The organism is Labrys sp. F242, assembly GCF_057813875.1.
In genome coordinates, this window is record NZ_JBVASG010000001.1 from 441,493 (window position 1) to 461,901 (window position 20,409).

The following is a 20,409-nucleotide window of genomic DNA, read 5'->3' on the forward strand; positions in this document are numbered from 1 at the left end:
CTGCTCAGATGCCTGGCGGCTCAATGGATTTGTCCGCCACTCTCTCGCACGTCCTCTTGGACGGTGAGGGCGGTGTGCGTGAGATGTCTGATAGCCTCGACCTGCGTCCCCAGCGCCAAGCTCGGCAGTCCAGGCCGGCGTGCGGCATGCTCGGGCAGACAGGGCACGTGCACGAACCCGCCTCGCGTCTTGGCGAGTGGGCGTTGTGTCGCCAGCCGATGCATCAGGGCGTAGAAGATGTGGTTGCACACGAAGGTGCCGGCGGAGTTGGACAGCGAGGCCGGCAGCCCCGCCGCCCGGAGGTCCCGCACGATTGCCTTGACCGGCAGGGAAGAAAAATAGGCGGCCGGCGCACCTGATATCACCGGGATATCGATCGGCTGGCGGCCTTCATTGTCGGGAATGCGCGCATCGTCGAGATTAACAGCCACGCGCTCGGGCGTGATCTCGGGGCGCCCGCTCGCCTGCCCGAGGCTGACGACGAGACGGGGCTGCCATTGCCTCAGAGCCTCGTCCAGTCGCTCGATGGCTGCCCCGAACACGCAGGGCAATTGCACGGCGCGGACGCGAGCTCCCTCGCAGATCCAGCCGTCCAACGCCCGGGCAATCTCCCAGGAGGCGTTGGTCTCATCGTCTTCAAACGCCTCGAAGCCGGTGATCAACACGTTTGGCGGCGTCTTGTCTGGCGGCTTTTTGGGACTCATGACGGCTTTCCGCGAATAGTGTCCTACAGGGGCATCAGGACATAGAGCAGTACGATATTGGCGGCGAGCAGGGCTAGCGCCGTCGGAATTTGCGCACGGATGACCGCGTTCTTGTCGATTTCCAGGAGCGCGGCCGGCACGATGTTGAAATTGGCGGCCATGGGGGTCATCAGCGTACCGCAATAGCCCGACAGCATGCCGATGGCGGCGATGACCGCCGGATTGCCGTGATAGACACCGATCAGGACCGGCACGGCGACCCCGCCCGTCATCACCGGGAAGGCGGCGAAGCCATTGCCCATGATCACGGTAAACAATGCCATGCCGACGACATAGAGGGCGACTGCCACCAGGCGCAGGTCCATGTTGACATAGCTGGTGGTGAGATGGGCGACCGCCTTGCCGACGCCGGCATCGGAGAAGACCAGGCCAAGCATGCCCAGCATCTGGGGCAGGACCAGGGCCCAGCCGAGCGCATCGGTGAGACGGCGGGATTCGCGCAGGCCCTGTGCCGGCGTTTCGCGCGTCAGCCAGCAGGCGAGCCCCAGCGCGACGATGCAGGCGAGGCCGAGGGCGAGCAGGGTGGTATTCTTGGGATCGAACAGCGGCGTGCCGCCGATGGTGACGTAATGGCCCGAAAGCGTGATCGCCACGGTCAGCAGCGGAATGGCGAGCGCCGGCACGAACAGCTTGTTGCCGAGCCGCTTTGCACTGGCCACCGCTTCGGCGACGCTAGGAATGCTGTGGTGGCCGGCGCCGACTCCGCCGAGCCCCGCGATCAGCGCCAGGGCGGCAACACCCACGCCGACCACGGCCGGCGGCAGGAAATCTCCGACCAGAAAGGCCAACGCATAGAGACCCCAGAACAGGGCACTGCTGAAGCGTTTGGGATGGTTGCGGTCGGCCAGGGTCATGGCGGCTGTGACGGCCAGGATTGCCCCGACGAGATAGAACAGGTGGGAAAGCGAGAGGATCATGTCAGCCCTCCGACTGCGTTTCAGGCCGCAGGCCGGTTTCGGACGGCGCTTCGGCCAGCTCGCGGGCGATAGCCGCATCGAGGCGAGACAGTCGGAACGCATGAATGACAAAGGCGGTGGCAGCAGTGGGAATGCCCCATAGGGCGACATGGAGCGGCTCGACCTCGACGCCAGCCTCTCTTAGGAATGTCGTCATCAGCACGATGGCGCCGAAGGCGACGAAGATGTCCTCGCCGAAGAACAGGCCGACATTGTCGGTAGCGGCCGCAAAGGCCCTGATCTTATGGCGCACGCGCTCGGTGAGCGAGCCATGCCGAACCTCGGCCGCACCCTCCGCCATGGGCGCGATCAGCGGCCTTACCATCTGGGGATGGCCGCCAAGACTGGTCAAGCCCACCGCAGCGGTCAATTGCCGGGCGGCCAGATAGACGATGAGGAGGCGGCCCGATGTCGCCGAGCGGATCTTGCTGATCCAGGCCTGTGCATGCTGGCGCAGGCCATGGCGTTCAAGCAGGCCCACTACGGCGAGCGGGAGCAGCAGGATCACCGCCAGATTGCGCGTTTTCAGGAAGCCGGTGCCGATGGCCGAGAGAACCTGCAGTGGCGGAAAGCTCGCCGCGAGAGCCGTGCCGATGGCGGCAACGATCACGACGAGCATGGGATTGAAGCGCAGGACGAAGCCCACGACGATGATGGCCACGCCGATGAGGGGCCATAGGCTGATGTCACTAGGCACGGTGTTCGCTCCCCGGGGACATTGGATGGTCTGGAATTTCGACCGGTTCTTGTAGGGTGATATTTCCCGATCTGTCGGCAATATCATCTAAATTGATGGCTTGATCAAGCATTTTGATTGAACGTAACACTAATATTGTTCAACAATATGTCGATGCTCCCGAGCGATCAAAAAGCGGGGCCGAAAGGGCAGGCGGCAGGTCTGCCCAATCCGCAGCCGGTGGCAGGTGGGCTTTAGTCTGCGCAGGGATGGCCTTGTGTGGCTCGCCGGCCAGCGCATCTTCCGCTCAAAGGGGAGCTCCACGGTCCATCCCTGTCGAGATCTTGGCGCTGCCTCGTTGTGAATCCCCAGGATTGCCCTACAATCCAGCCCGGCGTCATGGACAGTCGGAATGGCAGCGTTGAGTGAAGATCGGACAATGGCACCAGGCACCGCCCATGACCCCGCGGGGTGATCCCCGTCCCGCGGCATTCGCCCTGACGCTGGGCGAACGCGTCGCCGAGCAATTGCGGCGCAAGATCACCCAAGGCGAACTCGCGCCCGGGCAGCGGCTGTCCGAGCAGGCGCTCAGCGATGATCTTGCCATTTCCCGCAACACGCTGCGCGAGGTCTTCCGGGTGCTGACGAAGGATGGCCTGCTCAGGCATGTTCCCAATCGCGGTGTGTTCGTGGCGGTGCCGAGTATCGCCTCGATCATCGACATCTACCGGGTCCGGCGCCTGATCGAGTGTCAGGCTCTCGCGCAGGCCTATCCGCGCCATCCTGCCAAGAAGCGCATGCGCGATGCATTCGAAGAGGCCATGCGTTGCCGGGTGGCGGATGACTGGCCTGGAGTGGGTACCGCCAACATGGCCTTTCATATGGCCGTAGTGGAACTGGCCGACAGCGAAAGGTTGAACCTGTTGTTCGCCCAGGTCCTGGCCGAGCTGCGGCTCGCCTTCGGCATGCTGCAGGATGCCGAATTCCTGCACGCTCCCTTCGTCGACAGGAACCTCGCCATTCTCGAACTGGCTGAAGCTGGCAGTTTCGAAAAGGCGGCGGCATTGCTCGGCGATTACCTCGTCCATTCCGAGCGCCTGGTCCTTGCCGTCTATGCGCGGCGCCTGGCTGATGGCAGCATCGGTGACTTGTAAGTGATCGGACGCGTCAGCGCCTGACGCCCAGTCTCGCCAGCACTTCGGGCGGTATCTTGAGCTCGCGGATGACACCGCCATGGGAGGCCATGCCCATCAGCTCCCTCTGGATGAAATAGCCATAGACCGCGTCGACGGCCTCAGCCAACAGATTTGGGCGGTCTGGATCGTCGGGCGCCGCACGCAGCAGCGCCGCCATGGCCCGGCCGGCGGCCTCGCCCGCGCGCCCCAGCGATGCGGCCTTCTCCACGTGGATTTCGGCGCCGAGGACATCGAGGGCTGTACGCGCGGCAGCAGGGGAGAGGTTCTGGGGCAGGCGAATGCTCATGCCGGCATTCTGCCGCCGCCTGGAACGCTTGTCGATATCGTCGAGCGGCAAACTGGCGCCGGGAAGCCCTGGGGGCGAGGGTGCTGCCGGCGCCTGTCCCTTTTGGAACAGCGAGTGCCTTCTCCCAAGGTCAATTATGGGCTGGCAGCGTGCCTGCTGCCCGGTTCAGTCTTCATGAGGGATGTGACATGGAGCTTCCCCTTGCAGCGCAGACCCCCTTTCAGCGTCTGCGCCCGCCATTGGCGGGCCTTGTCCTTGGCATTCTGCCTCTCTGGCTGTTCGTGGGGACCTCCGAGAGCTTCTCGGTGAACGGGCAATTGGTCTCGCAGTCGCGCTTCAACATTCTCGGCCTTGTGCTGGCCGGCATCGGCCTGGCCATCACGGCCAGGCTCTTATGGAATGACGGGCCTTGGGCGCAGCGCTGGTTGCCGCGAACGGCGCTTGCCGCAGTCGCGGCCGCGATTTGCCTGGTCCAGCTTGCCTATTCGGTCGGCATCGTCGATCTCGGCCGCTTCCTCGGCGGCCTGTGAGCCGCTTCCTCGGCAGCGCCTGAGGCGCACCCAAGACAGATCCGCGACTACACCGCGCCCGCCGCCGCACGGCCAGCCTGCCGGCCGCTGAACAGGCAGCCGCCGAGGAAGGAGCCTTCCAGGGCCCGATAGCCGTGCATGCCACCACCGCCGAACCCGGCGGCTTCGCCGGCGGCATAAAGACCGGGCAGAGGAGCGAGATCCTCGCCGAAGACCCGGCCGTCGAGATCGGTTTCCAGGCCTCCCAGAGTCTTGCGCGTGAGGATGTTGAGCTTGACCGCAATCAGGGGCCCGTGGGCGGGATCGAGCAAAGCGTGCGGCCGTGCCGTGCGGATCAGCCGGTCGCCGAGATAATGTCGGGCATTGCGGATAGCCATGATCTGGCCGTCCTTGCCGAAGCCGTTGGCAAGGTCGCGGTCGCGCGCCTCGATCAGCTGCCGTATCGCGGTGGCGTCGAGCAGGGGTTCTTTCGTTAGGGTGTTCATGCCGGCGACGAGGCGTTCGAGATCCTCGTCCACCACGAAATCGGCGCCATGCTGCTTGAAGGCCTCCACCGGTCCGGTCGCCCGCCGGCCGATGGCGCGGCGTAGCGTCAATTTCCAGTCGCGGCCGGTGAGGTCGGGGTTCTGCTCCGAGCCCGACAGTGCGAATTCCTTGCGGATGATGCTCTGGGTCAGGATGAACCAGCTATGGTCGAAGCCGGTGGTGCGTAAATGGGTCAGCGTTCCCAGTGTGTCGAAGCCCGGATAGAGCGGGCCGGGCAGGCGGTTGCCGCGCGCGTCGAGCCAGAGCGAGGAGGGGCCGGGGAGGATGCGGATGCCGTGCCCGGGCCAGATCGGATCCCAGTTCCTGAGACCTTCGACATAGTGCCACATGCGGTCGCGATTGATCAGCCGTGCCCCGGCCTGTGCCGCGAGGGCGAGCATGCGCCCGTCGACATAAGCGGGGACACCGGTGACCATCGTCTCGGGTGGTTGGCCGAGGCGCCGCGGCCAATGGCGGCGCACCAGATCGAGGTCGCCGCCGATACCGCCGCTGGCGATGATCGTCACCGGTGCGGTCAGGGAGAAGTGACTCACCACCTCGCGTGATGTGGCGACCCCGCGCGGGACTTCGCTGGGAGCGAGCAGGCTGCCTTCCACGCCGGTGATCGCACCGCTGCTCCGAATCAGGCCGTCGACGCGATGGCGAAACCGCAGCGCCAGCCTGCCTTCCGATTCGGCCGCCAATGCGAGCCTTTCGAAAGGCTCGACCACGCCCGGACCCGTGCCCCAGGTGAGGTGGAAGCGCGGCACCGAATTGCCCGGGCCACCGGCACTGCCGCCGCCGCGTTCGGCCCAGCCGACGACCGGGAAAATCCGATGGCCCATCGATCGCAGCCAGGCACGTTTCTCTCCGGCCGCGAAGGCGAGATAGGCCTCGGCCCAGCGCCGGGGCCAGTAATCCTCCTCGCGGTCGAAGGCTGCCGTGCCGATCCAGTCCTGCAAGGCGAGCTCGAAACTGTCCTTGATGCCGAGGCGGCGCTGCTCGGGGCTGTCGACCAGGAAGAGGCCGCCGAGCGACCAGAAGGCCTGGCCGCCCAGATTCTGGCGCGGCTCCTGGTCGAGCAGGATTACCCGCTTTCCGGCGGTGGTGAGCTCGGTGGCCGCGACTAGCCCGGCCAGGCCCGCCCCCACGACAATGGCATCCGCATCGGCCATCTTCCCTCCCGCGACTCGCGACATCAGACATCATGCTCTGAATGCCGCGACGGCAGAACCCGGTGAATGTGACGATCATGACGCGTGCATGGCGCAGAAAATGCGCGCGAGTCCGGTCTTCTCCCCGTTCGCGGCATCTTGCCCAGGCGACGTTCAGCGACTAAGTCGGTTTCATGGCCGATACAAACGGGACTTTGTCGAAGCTGCGCGCCGGGTTTTCACGCCAGAGCCTCAAGGCGAAGGTGCTGACCGGCATCGGCGGTTTTGCAGCGGCCGCGATTTCGCTGGGCGCCTCGCTCTATCACCTGCGCAATCCCGAGCAAGTGCCGGTCATGAGGGCCGGGCAGGCGGTCGAGGCGGGGCGCTGGCTCGTCACGCCGAACTCGGCCGCCCTCGCCACGGCGTTGCCCGACGGTCGCCCGATCAAGGCCGGGCGCCGGGCCGTGGTGCTCGAGCTCGTGGTCACCAACCGGACAGAGCGCACTTCCAATGCCGTCGCCGGCATCCTGAAGCTCACCAATGTGGCCAATGCCGAGGGACCGGATTTCTACCTCGTCCGCGACAAGGAGCGGCTCATGGATTTGCAGCCTCGCCTGCCGGAACGCCTGCAGGCCGTCTGGACCCTGCCGGGCGATGGTGCTTTGCCCAAGGCTCTGGAGCTCACCGTTGCCGGCGCGACCTTCAAGCCAAGGGACAATCTCTATGGTGCCCCGGGCTGGTTCAACCCGCATGACGTCGCGCGCGTAAGCGTACCGCTTGATGCCGCCGGGAGCCCGGGATGAAGAATGCCGCCGTCACCGTGGCGATCGTACTGATCGGCATTGCCGTGCTGGCGCTGCTGCGCTGGACGACGCCTGGCTATGCCGTCCTTACTGGCCCGATCGAGACGGCCGGCAGGCAGGGGACGCGCGCCGGGACCAGCGAGTTCAGTCTCAAGGTGGACAGGCTGATCCTGTCCGAGCTGCTGATCTTCCAGCGCTATGGCAAGAGGGTCGAGCGTGGCACCGGCGGCATCTGGGCGGTGGTCGCCGCCGACGTGTCGGGCAAACAGCGCTCTCTGATGCTGGGTGGTGTCGCGCTTCGGGGAGCAAGCGGGCGGACCTATATGCAGAGCCCCCGGATCGAAGGCATGTCTCAGTTGCTCTCCGGCAAGGAATTGCAGCCCGGCCTGCGGCAGCGTGGCCTTTTCGTGTTCGAACTGCCAGCCGATGAACTCGCGGGTGCGGAACTGGTGGTCTCGCGGGAAGTCTTTCCCCGGCTCACATCCCAGCTCGCCGTGGCGCTGGATGGGGGCACCGCCATCCGTCGTACCGTCCTGGAGATCGGCCGTGACCCTCTCTGAACAGGCAGCTCCCGAAGGCCGGCCTGCGGCGCGCTGGTATTGGCGCAGCATGATTGCGATACCCGTGCTTTTTGTCGCCGTTTTCGCCTTCGGTGCCCGGGTCGACATCACGGACTATCTCGCTTCGCATGAGTTTCGTATCGCCGCTGTCAAGCCGGGTGAGGCCGCTCCCTATGCCCGCGCTACCTGGTCGCTCGCATCGGCACAACTCGTCGATGGCGGCGAAGGCGCGCGGTTGCCCCTATCGAAAGACCGAAAGCTTCTCATTGTTCGCCTCAAGGCGGTACCTGACGGGAAGATCATCGATGAAGCGGATCGGCAGTCGGCCTGGATGGGCTGCAGCCTGACCCTGGTCGATGGCGGGGGGCAGCGCTGGAGCCCGCTATCCTTCGTCCTGTCCCGCGACATCAGCCGCGCGCTGGAGCCGACGGCGACGCCCGTGGCGGGGTGCCTGGAAGCCTCTCGCTCCATCGGGCTGGATGGCCAGCCAACTTTGGTCGAAGAGAAGTTCCTGATCCCGGCCGAGGCCGCTGCGGGGCTTTCTGCGCGCCTCTCCTTCCGTTCGGCCCTGCCGGACGCCCTTAGCTTCCCGCTGGAATTGCGCTGATCGGCCGACGGGCGCTACGCCACTGCCGTCCCTGAGCAAAGCCCGTCTCCAGTCCTGCGGCGAGCAGGGTGATCTTCAAGGGCATGACCAACGCTCCGTTGCCGGGCGCACTTGGACTGCCCAGCAAGATGGAGAGGGCATGGGCGATGATCTGCCAAAGGCCGATTTCATGCGGCCCGATCAGGCGTGCAGCACCGTACCAGGCCCAGGCCGCGCTCCAGTCGAGGAGACGGAAGGCGACGATGACGGTGACGACGAGGGTAAGGCCCGTGCCGAAGGTCAGGCCGACGCCCTCTGCAAGCGCGCGGTAGCGCTTGGCTGTACCAGCCACGAAATGGGTGAGAAAATCGCGCAAGAACTTGGGCAATCGGCCCCAATGCCCGATTGCTTTGCTCCAGCGACCTTCAACCGGCAGGCCTGCCCGGCCGATGTCATAGCCGTAGACCAGGGCGGCCAGCGTCAGCCAGACCATGGGATAGAGCGCATAGATAAACAGGGCCGACAGCATGTCGAACCACGAGGCGGGCGCATACTCCACGGGCGGTGCGATCGCCGCGGCATGCGCGGCCGCCGCGGCTCGCGCGGCTGGGAACAGCCAGCCATTCAAGGTCTCGGGCAGGTGCGAGACCCACGCCATGATCTCATTGTGCCAGTTGGACAGCACATAGAGCGCAATGAAAGCCCAATTCGCTTCGCACACCACGATCAGAAACGGCCAGAACACATGTTTGGAGCGCTTGTGCATCTGCTTGGCGCCGAGCCGTACCAGCCAGGCGATGGCCACGGAGGCCAGAAGGAGCCAGCCGCCACTCACCTCGAGGATACGCGCGTTCTGGCCAAAGGGGGTGAGGTCGAGCGCGAGCTTGGAATATTCGCGGACCGTGTCGCCGAGAAAGCCCCAGGCTGCGTAGAAGGCGAAGAAGGGAACCAAGGCCAGGGAGAGCGCCGTAGTGAAGCCGGCCGATTCTCCTTCGGGCCTGTCGGCTTGCGATGTTTCGGCGGCCTTGGCCGCGGCTTGCAGCGAGGGCAGCCCCGGTCGGACGATCTCGAACAGGGCGACGATCACCACCAGCTTGACCAGCACCACCAATGTGAGCGTCGAGAGCCCGGCCAGTTGGTTGAGGAAGCCGACACGCACGGCGATTTCGGTCAACACGTCCTCGGCCAACACGCCAACCAGCCAGAGCGCCATCAAATGCGGCCAGTAGCGCCGCAGCAGCGCCATCCATGTGGGTGGAAGCTTGGCGAGCGCCGACAAATTTGCAACCTCACGATGCCGACACGCCGCGGTGCCCATTTCGGTGTGAACCATAGCAATCGAAGGCTGTGCTCGCCAAGGCCCTCGCATCTGCATCGGCACCACTGCCTCTAGAGCAAGGTGCGTTTAAGCCGAAACGCCCTAATCCTCGTCGGTGGACAGAATGTCCTTCGATCGATGGGCGATAGCCGTCCGGTTGATGACCTGCATCTGCTTCATGATTCGGCGGACATGCACCTTGACGGTGCTTTCGCTGATGCCGAGCTCTTTTCCTATTTGCGCATTGGTCTTGCCTTGCCGGATGGCGGCGACAATGGACAATTGCCGAGGCGTCAGGGGCTTCCATGCCTGTTTGCCGAACTTCGTTTCAGGCGGAACGAACGTTCCTCCCGCCAGGATGCGGTTCACCGCAAAGATCAGATCGCTGACGGGCAAGGAACTGGGGACATAGCCTCTGGCGCCCAGATCGATAGCCTGGACGATGCTCGCCGCGTCGCTGGCATTTGCGAGGACGAGCACGGGAATGTGGGGGTCATTGGCGCGCGCGGTCGCCAGGGTCCTTGAGGCATCCATATACCCCCGGTCGTGCAGGATCACCAATCGCGTCTGCACAGGCGAAGAAGAAATGCCCCATTCATCTACGGCAGAAAATACTTGTATTCTGTATTGTGGAAAATTAAGAGTAAGAATAAAATTGAGGCAATCCCGTATTAATACATTGCTGCTGATCAAGGCTATATTGCCAACATATTGCAGATCGCTCATGCAGATTCCTCAGTAAGTCTATTTTCCTCCTTGTTTCAAGGATAGTTAATATACTCTCGTTGCCGAAGACATGCTTTAATAAAAGTATATAATTCACCTATATATTGTAATCTTCATAACTTCAATCCATTGAAATTAAGTCTTTAGGATTAGATTATTTTTGCCACAAAAGTAATATTTTACCTCGCGTGATGTGTTAATCATACTATCCCGTTACCAGCCTATACTTTCGTGGCTTTCTTTGGGTCTCTCGCGCGGCTGCGTGCTGCGAAACCCCGCCGAGGCATCAAATTGACGAGCTTGCGGCAAAGGGCAGGGGTAGTCATGGTCGAGAGCAACGAGCTAAAGAGTGTGGGCGATTGCCGCCATGCCGAACCAGGGACAGGGTGGTGCCGGAGCCTGAACGGACCAAATCGGGGATGAATTGCGTTTTTGGCGCTAAATCGCCGCATTCAGGACAAGAGAATAGCCAAGCCTCATCCCCATTTGTCAAAAGGAGTGATGCCCTTGACGTCTCGGATTGAAGACTACGCCCTGATTGGTGATTGCGAAACGGCAGCCCTCGTCTCCCGCGACGGTTCCATCGACTGGCTTTGCTTTCCTCGCTTCGACTCGCCCGCCAGTTTTGCGGCCTTGCTCGGCACGTCGGAGAATGGGCGCTGGCGTATTGCCGCCACCGACAGGAAGGCCCGCGTCAGCCGCCGCTATCGGCCCGATACCCTCATCCTGGAAACGACATTCGAAACGGAGGAGGGCGTTGCCACCTTGATCGACTTCATGCCGTTACGCGATGGCAGCAACGACCTCATCCGGCTGGTGGTCGGCCAGAAGGGCAGCGTCGATTTCAGCATCGATTTCGTCGTGCGCTTCGACTATGGCCGTACCGTGCCCTGGGTTACCCGGGCCGATGACGGCACCATCACGGCCGTGGCCGGACCCGATCGGCTGATTCTCTCGACCCCGGTGCCCCTGGAAGGCGAAGATCTGCATACCGCCGGCACGTTCAAGGTCAGCGCCGGTGAACAGGTGCCGTTCGTCCTGACCTACAGTCCTTCCACGACGCCACCTCTAGCCCAGCCGGATGTCCAGACCGCGCTGACGAATACGGAGAGCTATTGGCGCGATTTTGCCGGGCGCTGCCCATCGGTCGGTGCCTGGACCGATGTCGTCAAACGCTCGCTGATCACCCTGAAGGCACTCACTTATATGCCGACGGGCGGCATCGTGGCGGCAGCCACCACCTCGCTGCCTGAACAGATCGGCGGCCCGCGCAACTGGGATTACCGCTATTGCTGGCTGCGCGATGCCACCATGACGCTGCAGGCCTTCATGAAGCTCGGCTATTACGAAGAGGCTTCCGCCTGGCGTGAATGGCTGATGCGGGCTATCGCCGGCGCGCCCGAGCAGATGCAGATCATGTATGGCCTGTCGGGCGAGCGGAACCTGCTGGAATGGGAGCCCCATTGGCTCAGCGGCTATGAGGGCTCGCGGCCGGTGCGGATTGGCAATGCCGCCGCCGAGCAATTCCAACTCGACGTCTATGGCGAGGTCGCCGATGCCATGATGCAGGCGGCCGCGGGCGGCCTGGCGCGTCACCCCAGGACGCGGGCGCTCAGCGAAGTCATCATGAACTTCCTCGAAACGGCCTGGCGCCGCCCCGACGAGGGGATCTGGGAGGTGCGCGGCGGGGCGCAGCATTTCACCCATTCCAAGGTGATGGCCTGGGTCGCCTTCCACCGGGCTGCCAATATGGCGATCAAATCCGGCGACAGGCCTGCCTTTGCCGAGCACTGCCAGCGCGTGGCTGACGAGATTCACCAAGATGTCTGCAGCAAGGCCTTCGATACCAATCTCGATAGTTTCGTGCAGGCCTATGGCTCCAGGACGATCGACGCCAGTCTCCTGCAGATCCCGCTTGTCGGCTTCCTGCCGGCGGATGACCCTCGGGTGATCGGCACGGTCAAGGCGGTCGAGAACATGCTCATGCGTGATGGTTTCCTGTTGCGCTACAACACCGACCACGTCGATGACGGCTTGCCGCCGGGCGAGGGTGCCTTCCTGGTCTGCACCTTCTGGCTGGCGGATGTCTACGTGCTGCAGGGCCGCGAGGACGACGCGCGACGCCTCTATGAGCGGCTGGTGGGCCTTTGCAACGATGTGGGGCTGCTGTCGGAGGAATATGATCCGATCGCAGAGCGCATGCTCGGCAACTTTCCGCAGGCCTTCAGCCATATCGGGCTGATCAACACCGCTCTCAATCTGGCGCGGCATACCGGTCCCGCCGAAGAGCGGGTCGAGGCGAGCGGCGAGGCCGTGTCGCAGGCGGATGCCGTCTGATCATCACCGGTAGTCACTCGGGAGACATGACGCATTATGATCGCCGGGTGATTCCAGCCGGCATCGACCGGCCGCTGGCTAAAGCGTTTTGCGATTAGACGCAGTCACCCAGAATCGCAAAGACGCTCAAGCCAATCCGTTGGATTGGCTTGGAAACAAAGAGTTAGAGAAAAGTGTGGTTCGGAGAAATCGCACTTTGCTTCAGGGAAGCCCGACATGCTGCATCATATCTCCTTCGGCGTCGCGGACATCCAGCGTTCCGCGGCATTCTACGACGCCGTTCTCGGAGCGCTCGGTTATATGCGGGTCTGGGAGGACTTAGAGCCGGGTGATCCGGATCAGGCGGTCGGCTACGGGCTGCCCGGCGGTGGCGACAAATTCACGATCAAGCTGCGTGCCAAGAGTGCACGCTCGCCCGGAGCGGGTTTTCACCTCGCTTTTGGCGCCCCCAGCCGCCCGGCCGTTTCGCAATTTCACCAGGCGGCCCTCGTGCATGGCGGCCTCGACAATGGTGCGCCCGGCCTTCGTGCTCATTACGGCCCGACCTATTTTGCCGCTTTCGTGATCGATCCGGACGGTCATCGCATCGAGGCCGTCTGTAAAACCGAAGGCTAGGCACTGGCGGGGTCGTCCCATCGCCAACAAGGAACTTGACAGAAGGCAAAATTAGGTAGATCGGTCTACATAATTTTGGAGCCGAGCTCATGACCGATAGAATGCCAGCCAGGGAGCGTCTGCTGAAGGCGGCAGCTGAACTCTTCTATAGCGAAGGGGTCGGTGCGACGGGGATCGATGCCATCACGGCACGCGCGGGGGTCGCCAAAATGAGCCTCTACAACAATTTCTCCTCGAAGGCGGATCTCGTGAACGCCTATCTCCAGGGGCGCCATGCCGAATGGCGGGGGATCTATCAGGAACGACTCAAGGCTGCAGCGACTCCCCAGGAACGGGTGCTCGCGATCTTCGATTCCTATCTGGATCATGCGACAGGGGCTTATGCCTGGGGATTCCGAGGCTGTGGGCTCCTCAATGCGGCCGCGGAACTTCCCGTCGGCGATCCCGGCCGCGCGTCAGTCGCTTCGCAGAAGGAAGAGGTCGAGCGGCTTTTCAAGGCCTATCTCGGCGAGATGCGGCCGGACGCAGGTACGGCGATCGACGAGACCGCCGAGCATCTTTCCTTCATGCTCGAAGGCGCGATGGCGCGGGCGGGGCTGGACGGCCATGACGGGCGCCTGAAAACCGCGCGCAGGATCGCCGCCTCGATTCTCGATCAATTCTGAGGTGGGCCGCACCGATGAGCGAAGCCGTCACCGCGCCCTGTCGCCGGGAGAACCGGGTTTTGGCGGTCGCCACGCTGCTCGTGCTCGAGGCCGCCTTAGTGGTCTCGTGGAGCGCAGGATTCGTCGGGGTGCGGTTTGCCATCGACCATGCTCCGATCTTCCTGATCCTGCTATGGCGAAGCCTGGTCTCAGGCCTCGTCCTGCTGCCCTTCGCACTCGCGATCGGGCCGCCGCTGCGCTGGAAAGACATTTGGCGGCAGATCCTGTTCGGCGCTTTGGCCATGTCGGGCTATCTCGCCGGTTTCGCCTTGGCGATCGCCTTCGGGGTCCCAACCGGCCTTGTCGCCCTGATCGCAGACATGCTGCCGCTGGCGGTGGCGCTGTTGTCATGGCCGGTGCTTGGGCAAGGCCTGAGCGCACGCCAGTGGCTCGGTTCCATTCTCGGGCTGGCAGGCGTCCTGATCGCTTCGGGCTGGTCCCTCGACATGGGGCACGTGCCGCTCTGGGCCTATGGCCTGCCGGTCCTCGGCACGCTGTCGCTGGCCCTGGCGACCTTGCTGCAGAAGCGCAGCCCGGCCGGCGCCATGCCGGTGCATCAGAGCCTGTGCATCCAGTGCCTGTCGGCGTCCGCGATCTTTGCGTTGTTCGCCTGGCATGAGGGCGGCGTATTGCCCAGGCTCGATCCCGGCTTTGTCGGCGGCATCCTCTGGCTGGTTTTCGTCGCGACCTTCGGCGCCTGGAGCCTCTACTACATCGCGCTTCGCAAGTCGTCGCCCACCCGTGTCACCTCGGTTCTCTATCTGAGCCCGCCGGTGACGATGATCTGGGCCTGGCTGATGTTTGGCGAGCCGCTGTCATGGGCCATGGTTGCGGGGCTGGTGGTGTCCCTGGCCGGTATCGTCATCGTGGCGCGGTCGCCGGCCATCATGGCTCGCCGGACCCCCGACGCCTGATCGGCGGATCATTTGACCAGCCAGGTGAAAGCCCTGCCGAGGAAAGCCTGGCCGACCCCGGTTACAGGCTCGCCATGCGCCATCAGCACCTTCTCGGTCGGCCATGCCAGAATGCGCTTGATGGCATCGCGCGCGGCGGGCCGGTTCACGAAGGCCATGCGGAACTTCCGGGGCACCGATGGCTCGGCGGCGACCATGAGGTCGAGTTTCGCCACCACTGCCCGCCAGCCGTCGAACCAGGTGGCGTCGAAATGCTGGATGAGATCGGTGAATAGGGCCGTTCTGCTCGCATGATGGAAAAACACCGCCTCGGTCGTGATCAGATTGCCCGGCACGAGGACATGGTCGATGTCACCAGCCCAGGCTGGCATGGGGGCCTCGCCGAGATCGCCGTCGAATCGGATGTCCTTGCGCTTGGCCCTGAGGCCAGGCGGCGCATAGATTTCGGCCTTCGGATAGGCGCGCTGCCAATCGCCCAGGAACAGGTGGTGCAGGGAATTGGGCGGCACCAGGTAACGCACCTCGCCCAGTTTATCGACCTGCGCGCGCAGATCTTGCGAAAGGGTGATCGGAGACCAGACGAAGAGACCGCCGCCCGATAATCGGATCACCGCCATGCGGGTGGGATAATGAAAGCCGGCCACCGAGGTGGTCGGGCCATTCGCAATCCAAATCCCGTCGCCGAAATCCTCCAGCATTGTCGATATCCCGCCTTTCCCCCTTGGGGGTTTTGCGCATGATCAACCAAGCTTGCCACAGCCATATGGCGGCGTGACCGATATCGAAACTCGTCCGAGGGAACACTCAGGGCGCGGTAATGCGCCGATGCACGCCGTCGAGGCTCTCGGCGAAAGTCTCGAAGAGCTTGCGATCGGTCAGTTCGCGCAGGACCTGCTCGTTGATGCCGCCACGTGTGGCATATTCCTGCGCCAGATGCATGAAATCAGCATCGGGCGCGGCTTCCGGAGCGTGAGCCAGGGCCTTGAAGAGGGCGGCGACATAGTCGCGGGCCGTCGGACCGGCAACGCCATGGCCCTGCAGCCAGCCGTGAAGCGTATCGAGATATTTGAAATAGGTGGCGAAGGTGGCGGTGGCGACGCTCAACGCATCGAACTCGCCGACATCCGCCACCGCGATCGTCTTGCCCAGCCGGGCGAAGAAGGCCACGACGTCGGGATCGGGCGGATAAATGATCGTAGGGCCCTGTCGCTGGGCGACCATCGGCATCGGCAGCGCCTTGGTGACATGCGTGGCGGGAGAGACCAGCGAAGTGATCTCCTCGCGGGACAAGGTGGCGATCAGGCTGATGATGCGATGGTCCGGACGGAACCGCAGGCTCGGCAGCACGTCATGTGCGATCTGGGGCCGGACGGCGAGCATGATGGTGTCGCAGGCGTCGAGGACGGCCTGATTGTCGGCTGCGATCCGAACATCGGCAAAGCGCGACGCCAAGTCGGCGGCAATAGCCTCGTTGCGGGGCGACAGGAGAACCGACACGTCATTGTCGGCGACGGATTTGAAGCCGGTCACGATCGCCGATGCCAGCGCGCCCGTACCGATGAATCCGAGTTTCATGGTGCGTCCGGTGCCGTCATCTGCCGGGCGATGCGGCTATCCTCGTTCATGCGCTCGACCAGCGCCTCGATCGAATCGAATTTCAGCTCGCCGCGGATATAGCCGACAAAGGCGATCTCGATTTCCTTGCCATAGAGATCGCCGGAATAATCGAACACGAAGGTTTCCAGCAGGGGCGGGCCATTATCGAAGGTCGGGCGTCGGCCGAAACTGGCGACACCGGCATGCACGACGCCGTCGATCATTGCACGCACGGCGTAGATGCCGAGAGCCAGGCCGCATTGCGGATCGAGCGCCATGTTTGCCGTGGGAAAGCCGAGCTCGCGGCCTCGTTTCTCGCCGTGGACAACGGTTGATAGCACCGACCATTCATGGCCGAGCAGGCGATTGGCGCGCGTGATGTCGCCCGCCGCCAGGGCACGGCGAATGGCCGAGGAGGACACCGCCTCGCCGCTCTCGCGCGTCGGCGCCACGATGGCGATGTCGAGGCCGAGGGCGCGGCCATGCTGCACCAGGAATTCAGGGGTGCCGCGTCGGTCCTTGCCGAAATGAAAGTCGTAACCCACGGCGACGGCATGGGCGCCGAGCCGCCGCACCACCAGTTCTTCCAGGAATTCCTCCGCCGTCATGCCGGCAAGCGCCCGGTCGAAGGTGAGGGTGACCAGGGCGTCAAGGCCGGCATTCTCCAGGAGGCGGGCCTTCAAGGCGGGCGGGGTCAGCCGGAACAAGGGTTCGTCCGGCCGGAACAGGCTGCGCGGATGCGGCTCGAAACTGAGGGCGATGGCGGGGCGCGGCCGATGATGGGGTCCCGGCTGCGAACCTCTGGCGAGAGCCTCGACTGCCTCGATTACCGCCAGGTGGCCGCGATGCACGCCATCGAAATTGCCGATCGCGATGGCGGCGCCGGTGAGACGCGAGGGTAAGGTGACGGGATCGAGAAACTGCTCGAAGGCCATGATGTCTACCAGATCAGCCGCGGCATGACCGCGTCGGGAATGACGCCCTTGTCGGCGAGGAAGGCGGCAAGCGCCTCGGGGTCGACGCCATCGCCTTCGTGACCGGCTTCGAGCGCATGGATACCGCCGGAGATGAACAGCGCGCCGCAACCGATGGCGGCTGCGCCGGCGAGGTCGGTCCGGACCGAATCGCCGATGGCCAAAGTGCGCTCGGAGGGTGTCGGTTTGCCGCGGAGCGAGGCGGCGGCCTCGAAGGCGGCGTCATAGATCGGCTTGTAGGGCTTGCCGCAAATGGCCACCTCGCCGCCGACGGCGCGATAGGCTTCTGCTAGCGCCCCGGCGCAATAGATGATGGTGCCGCCGCGATCGACGATGAGGTCAGGATTGGCGCAGATCATCGGCACATCACGTGCCTTGAAGCCAGCCAGCATGTCCCTGTAGGTCTCCGGCGTCTCCGTGGTGTCGTCGAACAGGCCGGTGCACACAACCACTTCGGCTGCCTCGGCCGTGTCGGCGAAACGGATGCCGAGGCCCTCATAAAGCGGCCTGTCGCGATCCGGGCCGAGATGGAAGACCTTTTTGGCTGCCACGGCGGCGATCTGCGCCCGTGTCACGTCGCCCGAGGTGACGATGGCATCCCAGCATTCGCGAGGCAGGCCGAGCCGGTCGAGCTGCGGCATCACCGACTGGGCCGGCCGCGGCGCATTGGAGACCAGCACTACGGTGCCGCCCTGCCGGCGATAGGCGATGAGCGCATCGGCAACGCCGTCGAACACCCTGTGGCCATTGTGGATGACGCCCCAGATGTCGCAGAAGATCAGGTCATAGGCGCTGGCAATCTCGCGAAAGCCATGGATGAGACGGGGCGAGGAAGCCAAGACAGGGCCTTTCGGTCGAATGAAGTCAGGGGCGGCAGGATGTCGGTGTCCCTCACATAAGCCCTCGAAGCCGGGCTGGGAAGAGACAAGGGGCCGCGCAGGCTTGTGCGCTCGCTGGGCCGCCGGCCCGGTTTACGCCTTATGGGCTTTCCATAAGTTCGCCGAGGCGTCTCTTCAATTCATCCTTGGCTGGCCGCGCCAGGCGAAAGACCACGCTGGAACGGGCGAAATCGAGGGCGCGGATGCTGCCGACATTGGGCCGGATCAGGATGTCGGGACGATAATGGGCGGCCTTGGCGTCGACGATCGCCGCCTGCATGATCTGCAGGGCGCCGAACATCGCCTCCAAGGTGCCGGGCATGTCGGTCTCCATGGCGATGGTGGCCGCGCCGGAGACATCGATGCCCACGAGGATATCGGCCTTGCCGGCGAGATGGTCGAGCGGCAGCGGATTGACGGTGGCGCCGTCGATCAGCACCTGGCCGTCGATGCGCACCGGCCGGATTGCGCCAGGGATCGCCATGGAGGCGGCGACGGCTTGGCGCAACGGGCCCGAGGTGAACGCCCTTTCGCGACGACCGTAATAGTCGGTGGCCACGATGGTGAGCGGGACGGCAAGCTCGGAGAAGGTCTGGGGGACGGCTTCAGGGAGAAAGGCTTCGCAGAAGGCTTCGGCATCGATCATCACCGGATTGCCGAGGCCGGAGAACAGATCGGCCAACCGCCCGGTGCGGGCCGCCATCAGCTTGCTGCGGGTGCCGCGCCGGTCGGCGAGCGTGGCGAGCGTATAGGCATGGAGTTCGGCGGCCGACAGGCCGGCGGCATAGGCGGCGGCGTAGATCGCTCCCATCGAGGTGCCGGCCATGGCGACCGGCCGGATGCCGAGTTCGTCGAAGACCTCCAGCATGGGGATATGGGCGAGGCCGCGTGCTCCGCCACCGCCCAGGGCCAATGCCACGGTCTTGGTCACGGTCTTGGTTGAACTCTTGACCGTGGTCGTCATGTCAGGCCTTGCCTATGGCGCGCCAGCCGATATCGCGGCGGCTGAAACCTTCGGGCCAGTCGACGAGATCGACGGCCTCATAGGCGCGCTTCTGCGCCTCTGCCACGCTCTTGCCGCTGGCAGTGATGCCGAGCACGCGCCCGCCATTGGCCAGGATGTGATCGCCCGAGCGCTTGGTGCCGGCATGGAAGACCAACACCTCATCGAGCGAGGCCGCCTTGGCGAGGCCCCGGATTTCCGAACCACGGAGGAAGCTGCCGGGATAGCCCTTGGTCGCCATCACAACGCACAGCGCCGCATCGGTCTTCCAGCGCAGCGAGATGGTGGAGAGCACGCCGTCGGCCGAAGCGATCAGGGCCGGCAAGAGATCCGAGCGCAGCCGCGGCATCAACACCTGCGTTTCCGGATCGCCGAAGCGGACATTGTATTCGATCAGCTCAGGCCCGTCCTTGGTAATCATCAGGCCGGCGAAGAGCACGCCCTTGAAGGGCGTGCCACGGGCGGCCATGGCCTGGACCGTGGGGCGAATGATGGTCTCCATCACGCGCTCTTCCATCTCGGGCGTCATGATGGGGGCAGGGGAGTAGGCACCCATACCGCCGGTATTTGGGCCTTTGTCCCCATCGAAGGCGCGCTTGTGGTCCTGCGCGGAGATGAGGGGAATGGCGGTGGTACCGTCGCACAGGGCGAAGAAGCTCGCCTCCTCCCCGTCGAGGAACTGCTCGACCACTACCTCGTGGCCGGCTTCTCCGACGCTGCCAGCGAAGATGGCATCGACGGCGGCGAGAGCCTCTTCCAGGGTCATCGCCACCACCACACCTTTGCCGGCGGCCAGGCCATCGGCCTTGATCACGATCGGTGCACCCTGTTCGCGGACATAGGCGCGCGCGGCGGCAGCGTCGGTGAAGCGGCGGTAGGCAGCGGTCGGGATGGAGAATTCCTGGCAGAGGTCCTTGGTGTAGCCCTTGGAGCCCTCGAGCTGGGCGGCGGCCTTGGAAGGGCCGAAGGCCTTGATGCCGGCAGCAGCGAGATCGTCGACCAGGCCGGCAACCAGCGGAGCCTCCGGACCCACGACCACGAAGTCGATCTCGTTCTCGCGGCAGAAGGCGATGACGGCCTGATGGTCGGTCGCGTCGACGGCGGCGCAGATCGCACATTCCTCCATGCCGGGATTGCCGGGCGCGGCATAGAGCCTCTCGCAAAGCGGGCTCGCCGAAACAGCCCAGGCCAGGGCATGTTCGCGCCCGCCCGATCCGATCAGAAGAATGTTCATCGTCACCGCCTGCTCGAAGTGCTGAAACTCATTGGCCGGACCTTTGCCCGATCGGGCGCCGTGATGCAATGTCG

At 64.2% G+C, this 20,409-nt stretch carries 22 protein-coding genes; 9 read left to right on the forward strand and 13 right to left on the reverse strand.

Annotated elements, in window-relative coordinates; all coding sequences use genetic code 11:
• Window positions 1–20: 20 nt before the first annotated feature.
• The 3 genes from pcp to ACZYTC_RS02110 are packed head-to-tail and all read right to left on the reverse strand — an operon-like array spanning window position 21 to window position 2,417.
• A complete protein-coding gene (gene pcp / locus ACZYTC_RS02100) occupies window positions 21–704 on the reverse strand; it encodes a pyroglutamyl-peptidase I (RefSeq protein ID WP_454815377.1) in 684 nt (227 codons plus the stop codon).
• Between the two features lie 23 nt (window positions 705–727).
• On the reverse strand, window positions 728–1,681 hold the full coding sequence (locus ACZYTC_RS02105) for a DUF979 domain-containing protein (RefSeq protein WP_441770370.1): 954 nt from the start codon (window positions 1,679–1,681) through the stop codon (window positions 728–730).
• Window position 1,682: 1 nt separating this feature from the next.
• On the reverse strand, window positions 1,683–2,417 hold the full coding sequence (locus ACZYTC_RS02110; RefSeq protein ID WP_441770371.1) for a DUF969 domain-containing protein: 735 nt from the start codon (window positions 2,415–2,417) through the stop codon (window positions 1,683–1,685).
• A gap of 437 nt (window positions 2,418–2,854) precedes the next feature.
• Here ACZYTC_RS02110 and ACZYTC_RS02115 point away from each other — a divergent pair, with 437 nt between their 5' ends.
• Window positions 2,855–3,550, forward strand: a complete 696-nt coding sequence (locus tag ACZYTC_RS02115; RefSeq protein ID WP_434957723.1) for a GntR family transcriptional regulator — start codon at window positions 2,855–2,857, stop codon at window positions 3,548–3,550.
• A gap of 13 nt (window positions 3,551–3,563) precedes the next feature.
• Here the strand turns inward: ACZYTC_RS02115 and ACZYTC_RS02120 are convergent, their stop codons facing one another.
• Window positions 3,564–3,878: a DUF6665 family protein gene (locus tag ACZYTC_RS02120; protein WP_434957722.1), complete on the reverse strand. Its 315-nt coding sequence runs from the start codon at window positions 3,876–3,878 to the stop codon at window positions 3,564–3,566.
• A 188-nt stretch (window positions 3,879–4,066) separates the two neighbouring features.
• Between ACZYTC_RS02120 and ACZYTC_RS02125 the strand changes: the two genes are divergently transcribed.
• Complete coding sequence (locus ACZYTC_RS02125) at window positions 4,067–4,408, forward strand: hypothetical protein (RefSeq protein WP_434957721.1); 342 nt, start codon at window positions 4,067–4,069, stop codon at window positions 4,406–4,408.
• Between the two features lie 47 nt (window positions 4,409–4,455).
• Here the strand turns inward: ACZYTC_RS02125 and ACZYTC_RS02130 are convergent, their stop codons facing one another.
• The gene (locus ACZYTC_RS02130) at window positions 4,456–6,108 is read right to left on the reverse strand and encodes an FAD-binding dehydrogenase (RefSeq protein WP_441770373.1); all 1,653 of its coding nucleotides are present in this window, start codon (window positions 6,106–6,108) and stop codon (window positions 4,456–4,458) included.
• Between the two features lie 173 nt (window positions 6,109–6,281).
• Here ACZYTC_RS02130 and ACZYTC_RS02135 point away from each other — a divergent pair, with 173 nt between their 5' ends.
• The 3 genes from ACZYTC_RS02135 to ACZYTC_RS02145 are packed head-to-tail and all read left to right on the forward strand — an operon-like array spanning window position 6,282 to window position 8,057.
• Window positions 6,282–6,890, forward strand: a complete 609-nt coding sequence (locus ACZYTC_RS02135) for a hypothetical protein (RefSeq protein ID WP_488988798.1) — start codon at window positions 6,282–6,284, stop codon at window positions 6,888–6,890.
• Entirely contained in the window at window positions 6,887–7,450 is a 564-nt protein-coding gene (locus tag ACZYTC_RS02140; RefSeq protein ID WP_434957718.1) for a hypothetical protein, read from the forward strand. The genes ACZYTC_RS02135 and ACZYTC_RS02140 overlap by 4 nt, the downstream gene beginning before the upstream one ends.
• Complete coding sequence (locus tag ACZYTC_RS02145) at window positions 7,437–8,057, forward strand: hypothetical protein (protein ID WP_434957717.1); 621 nt, start codon at window positions 7,437–7,439, stop codon at window positions 8,055–8,057. The genes ACZYTC_RS02140 and ACZYTC_RS02145 overlap by 14 nt, the downstream gene beginning before the upstream one ends.
• Here ACZYTC_RS02145 and ACZYTC_RS02150 read toward each other — a convergent pair.
• Together ACZYTC_RS02150 and ACZYTC_RS02155 are read right to left on the reverse strand one after the other, a co-directional pair.
• On the reverse strand, window positions 8,032–9,315 hold the full coding sequence (locus ACZYTC_RS02150; RefSeq protein WP_488988799.1) for a hypothetical protein: 1,284 nt from the start codon (window positions 9,313–9,315) through the stop codon (window positions 8,032–8,034). The two genes, ACZYTC_RS02145 and ACZYTC_RS02150, sit on opposite strands and share 26 nt — an antisense overlap.
• Before the next feature lie 141 nt (window positions 9,316–9,456).
• On the reverse strand, window positions 9,457–10,080 hold the full coding sequence (locus ACZYTC_RS02155) for a response regulator transcription factor (RefSeq protein WP_488988800.1): 624 nt from the start codon (window positions 10,078–10,080) through the stop codon (window positions 9,457–9,459).
• Window positions 10,081–10,581: 501 nt separating this feature from the next.
• Here ACZYTC_RS02155 and ACZYTC_RS02160 point away from each other — a divergent pair.
• The 4 genes from ACZYTC_RS02160 to ACZYTC_RS02175 all read left to right on the forward strand — a co-directional run bounded on the left by ACZYTC_RS02160 (window position 10,582) and on the right by ACZYTC_RS02175 (window position 14,650).
• Window positions 10,582–12,417 carry a glycoside hydrolase family 15 protein gene (locus ACZYTC_RS02160; protein WP_434957714.1) on the forward strand — a complete coding sequence of 612 codons (1,836 nt, stop codon included), beginning with the start codon at window positions 10,582–10,584 and terminating at the stop codon, window positions 12,415–12,417.
• Between the two features lie 216 nt (window positions 12,418–12,633).
• The gene (locus ACZYTC_RS02165) at window positions 12,634–13,032 is read left to right on the forward strand and encodes a VOC family protein (RefSeq protein WP_488988801.1); all 399 of its coding nucleotides are present in this window, start codon (window positions 12,634–12,636) and stop codon (window positions 13,030–13,032) included.
• Window positions 13,033–13,121: 89 nt separating this feature from the next.
• Window positions 13,122–13,697, forward strand: coding sequence for a TetR/AcrR family transcriptional regulator (locus tag ACZYTC_RS02170; RefSeq protein WP_488988802.1), 576 nt, complete (start codon window positions 13,122–13,124; stop codon window positions 13,695–13,697).
• 14 nt (window positions 13,698–13,711) lie between these two features.
• Complete coding sequence (locus ACZYTC_RS02175; RefSeq protein ID WP_434957711.1) at window positions 13,712–14,650, forward strand: DMT family transporter; 939 nt, start codon at window positions 13,712–13,714, stop codon at window positions 14,648–14,650.
• A gap of 8 nt (window positions 14,651–14,658) precedes the next feature.
• Here the strand turns inward: ACZYTC_RS02175 and ACZYTC_RS02180 are convergent, their stop codons facing one another.
• The 6 genes from ACZYTC_RS02180 to purD all read right to left on the reverse strand — a co-directional run bounded on the left by ACZYTC_RS02180 (window position 14,659) and on the right by purD (window position 20,335).
• A complete protein-coding gene (locus ACZYTC_RS02180) occupies window positions 14,659–15,348 on the reverse strand; it encodes a DUF4336 domain-containing protein (protein ID WP_488988803.1) in 690 nt (229 codons plus the stop codon).
• A 106-nt stretch (window positions 15,349–15,454) separates the two neighbouring features.
• Window positions 15,455–16,225 carry a pyrroline-5-carboxylate reductase gene (locus ACZYTC_RS02185; protein WP_488988804.1) on the reverse strand — a complete coding sequence of 257 codons (771 nt, stop codon included), beginning with the start codon at window positions 16,223–16,225 and terminating at the stop codon, window positions 15,455–15,457.
• Window positions 16,222–17,181 (reverse strand): bifunctional riboflavin kinase/FAD synthetase, encoded by a 960-nt coding sequence (locus ACZYTC_RS02190; protein ID WP_488988805.1) that lies wholly within the window; start codon window positions 17,179–17,181, stop codon window positions 16,222–16,224. Before ACZYTC_RS02190 ends, ACZYTC_RS02185 begins: the two co-directional genes overlap by 4 nt.
• Before the next feature lie 5 nt (window positions 17,182–17,186).
• Window positions 17,187–18,059: a TIGR01459 family HAD-type hydrolase gene (locus tag ACZYTC_RS02195; protein WP_434957707.1), complete on the reverse strand. Its 873-nt coding sequence runs from the start codon at window positions 18,057–18,059 to the stop codon at window positions 17,187–17,189.
• 139 nt (window positions 18,060–18,198) lie between these two features.
• A complete protein-coding gene (locus ACZYTC_RS02200; protein ID WP_488988806.1) occupies window positions 18,199–19,062 on the reverse strand; it encodes a patatin-like phospholipase family protein in 864 nt (287 codons plus the stop codon).
• 1 nt (window position 19,063) lies between these two features.
• Window positions 19,064–20,335 carry a phosphoribosylamine--glycine ligase gene (purD, locus tag ACZYTC_RS02205; protein WP_454815342.1) on the reverse strand — a complete coding sequence of 424 codons (1,272 nt, stop codon included), beginning with the start codon at window positions 20,333–20,335 and terminating at the stop codon, window positions 19,064–19,066.
• Between the last annotated feature and the right edge of the window lie 74 nt (window positions 20,336–20,409).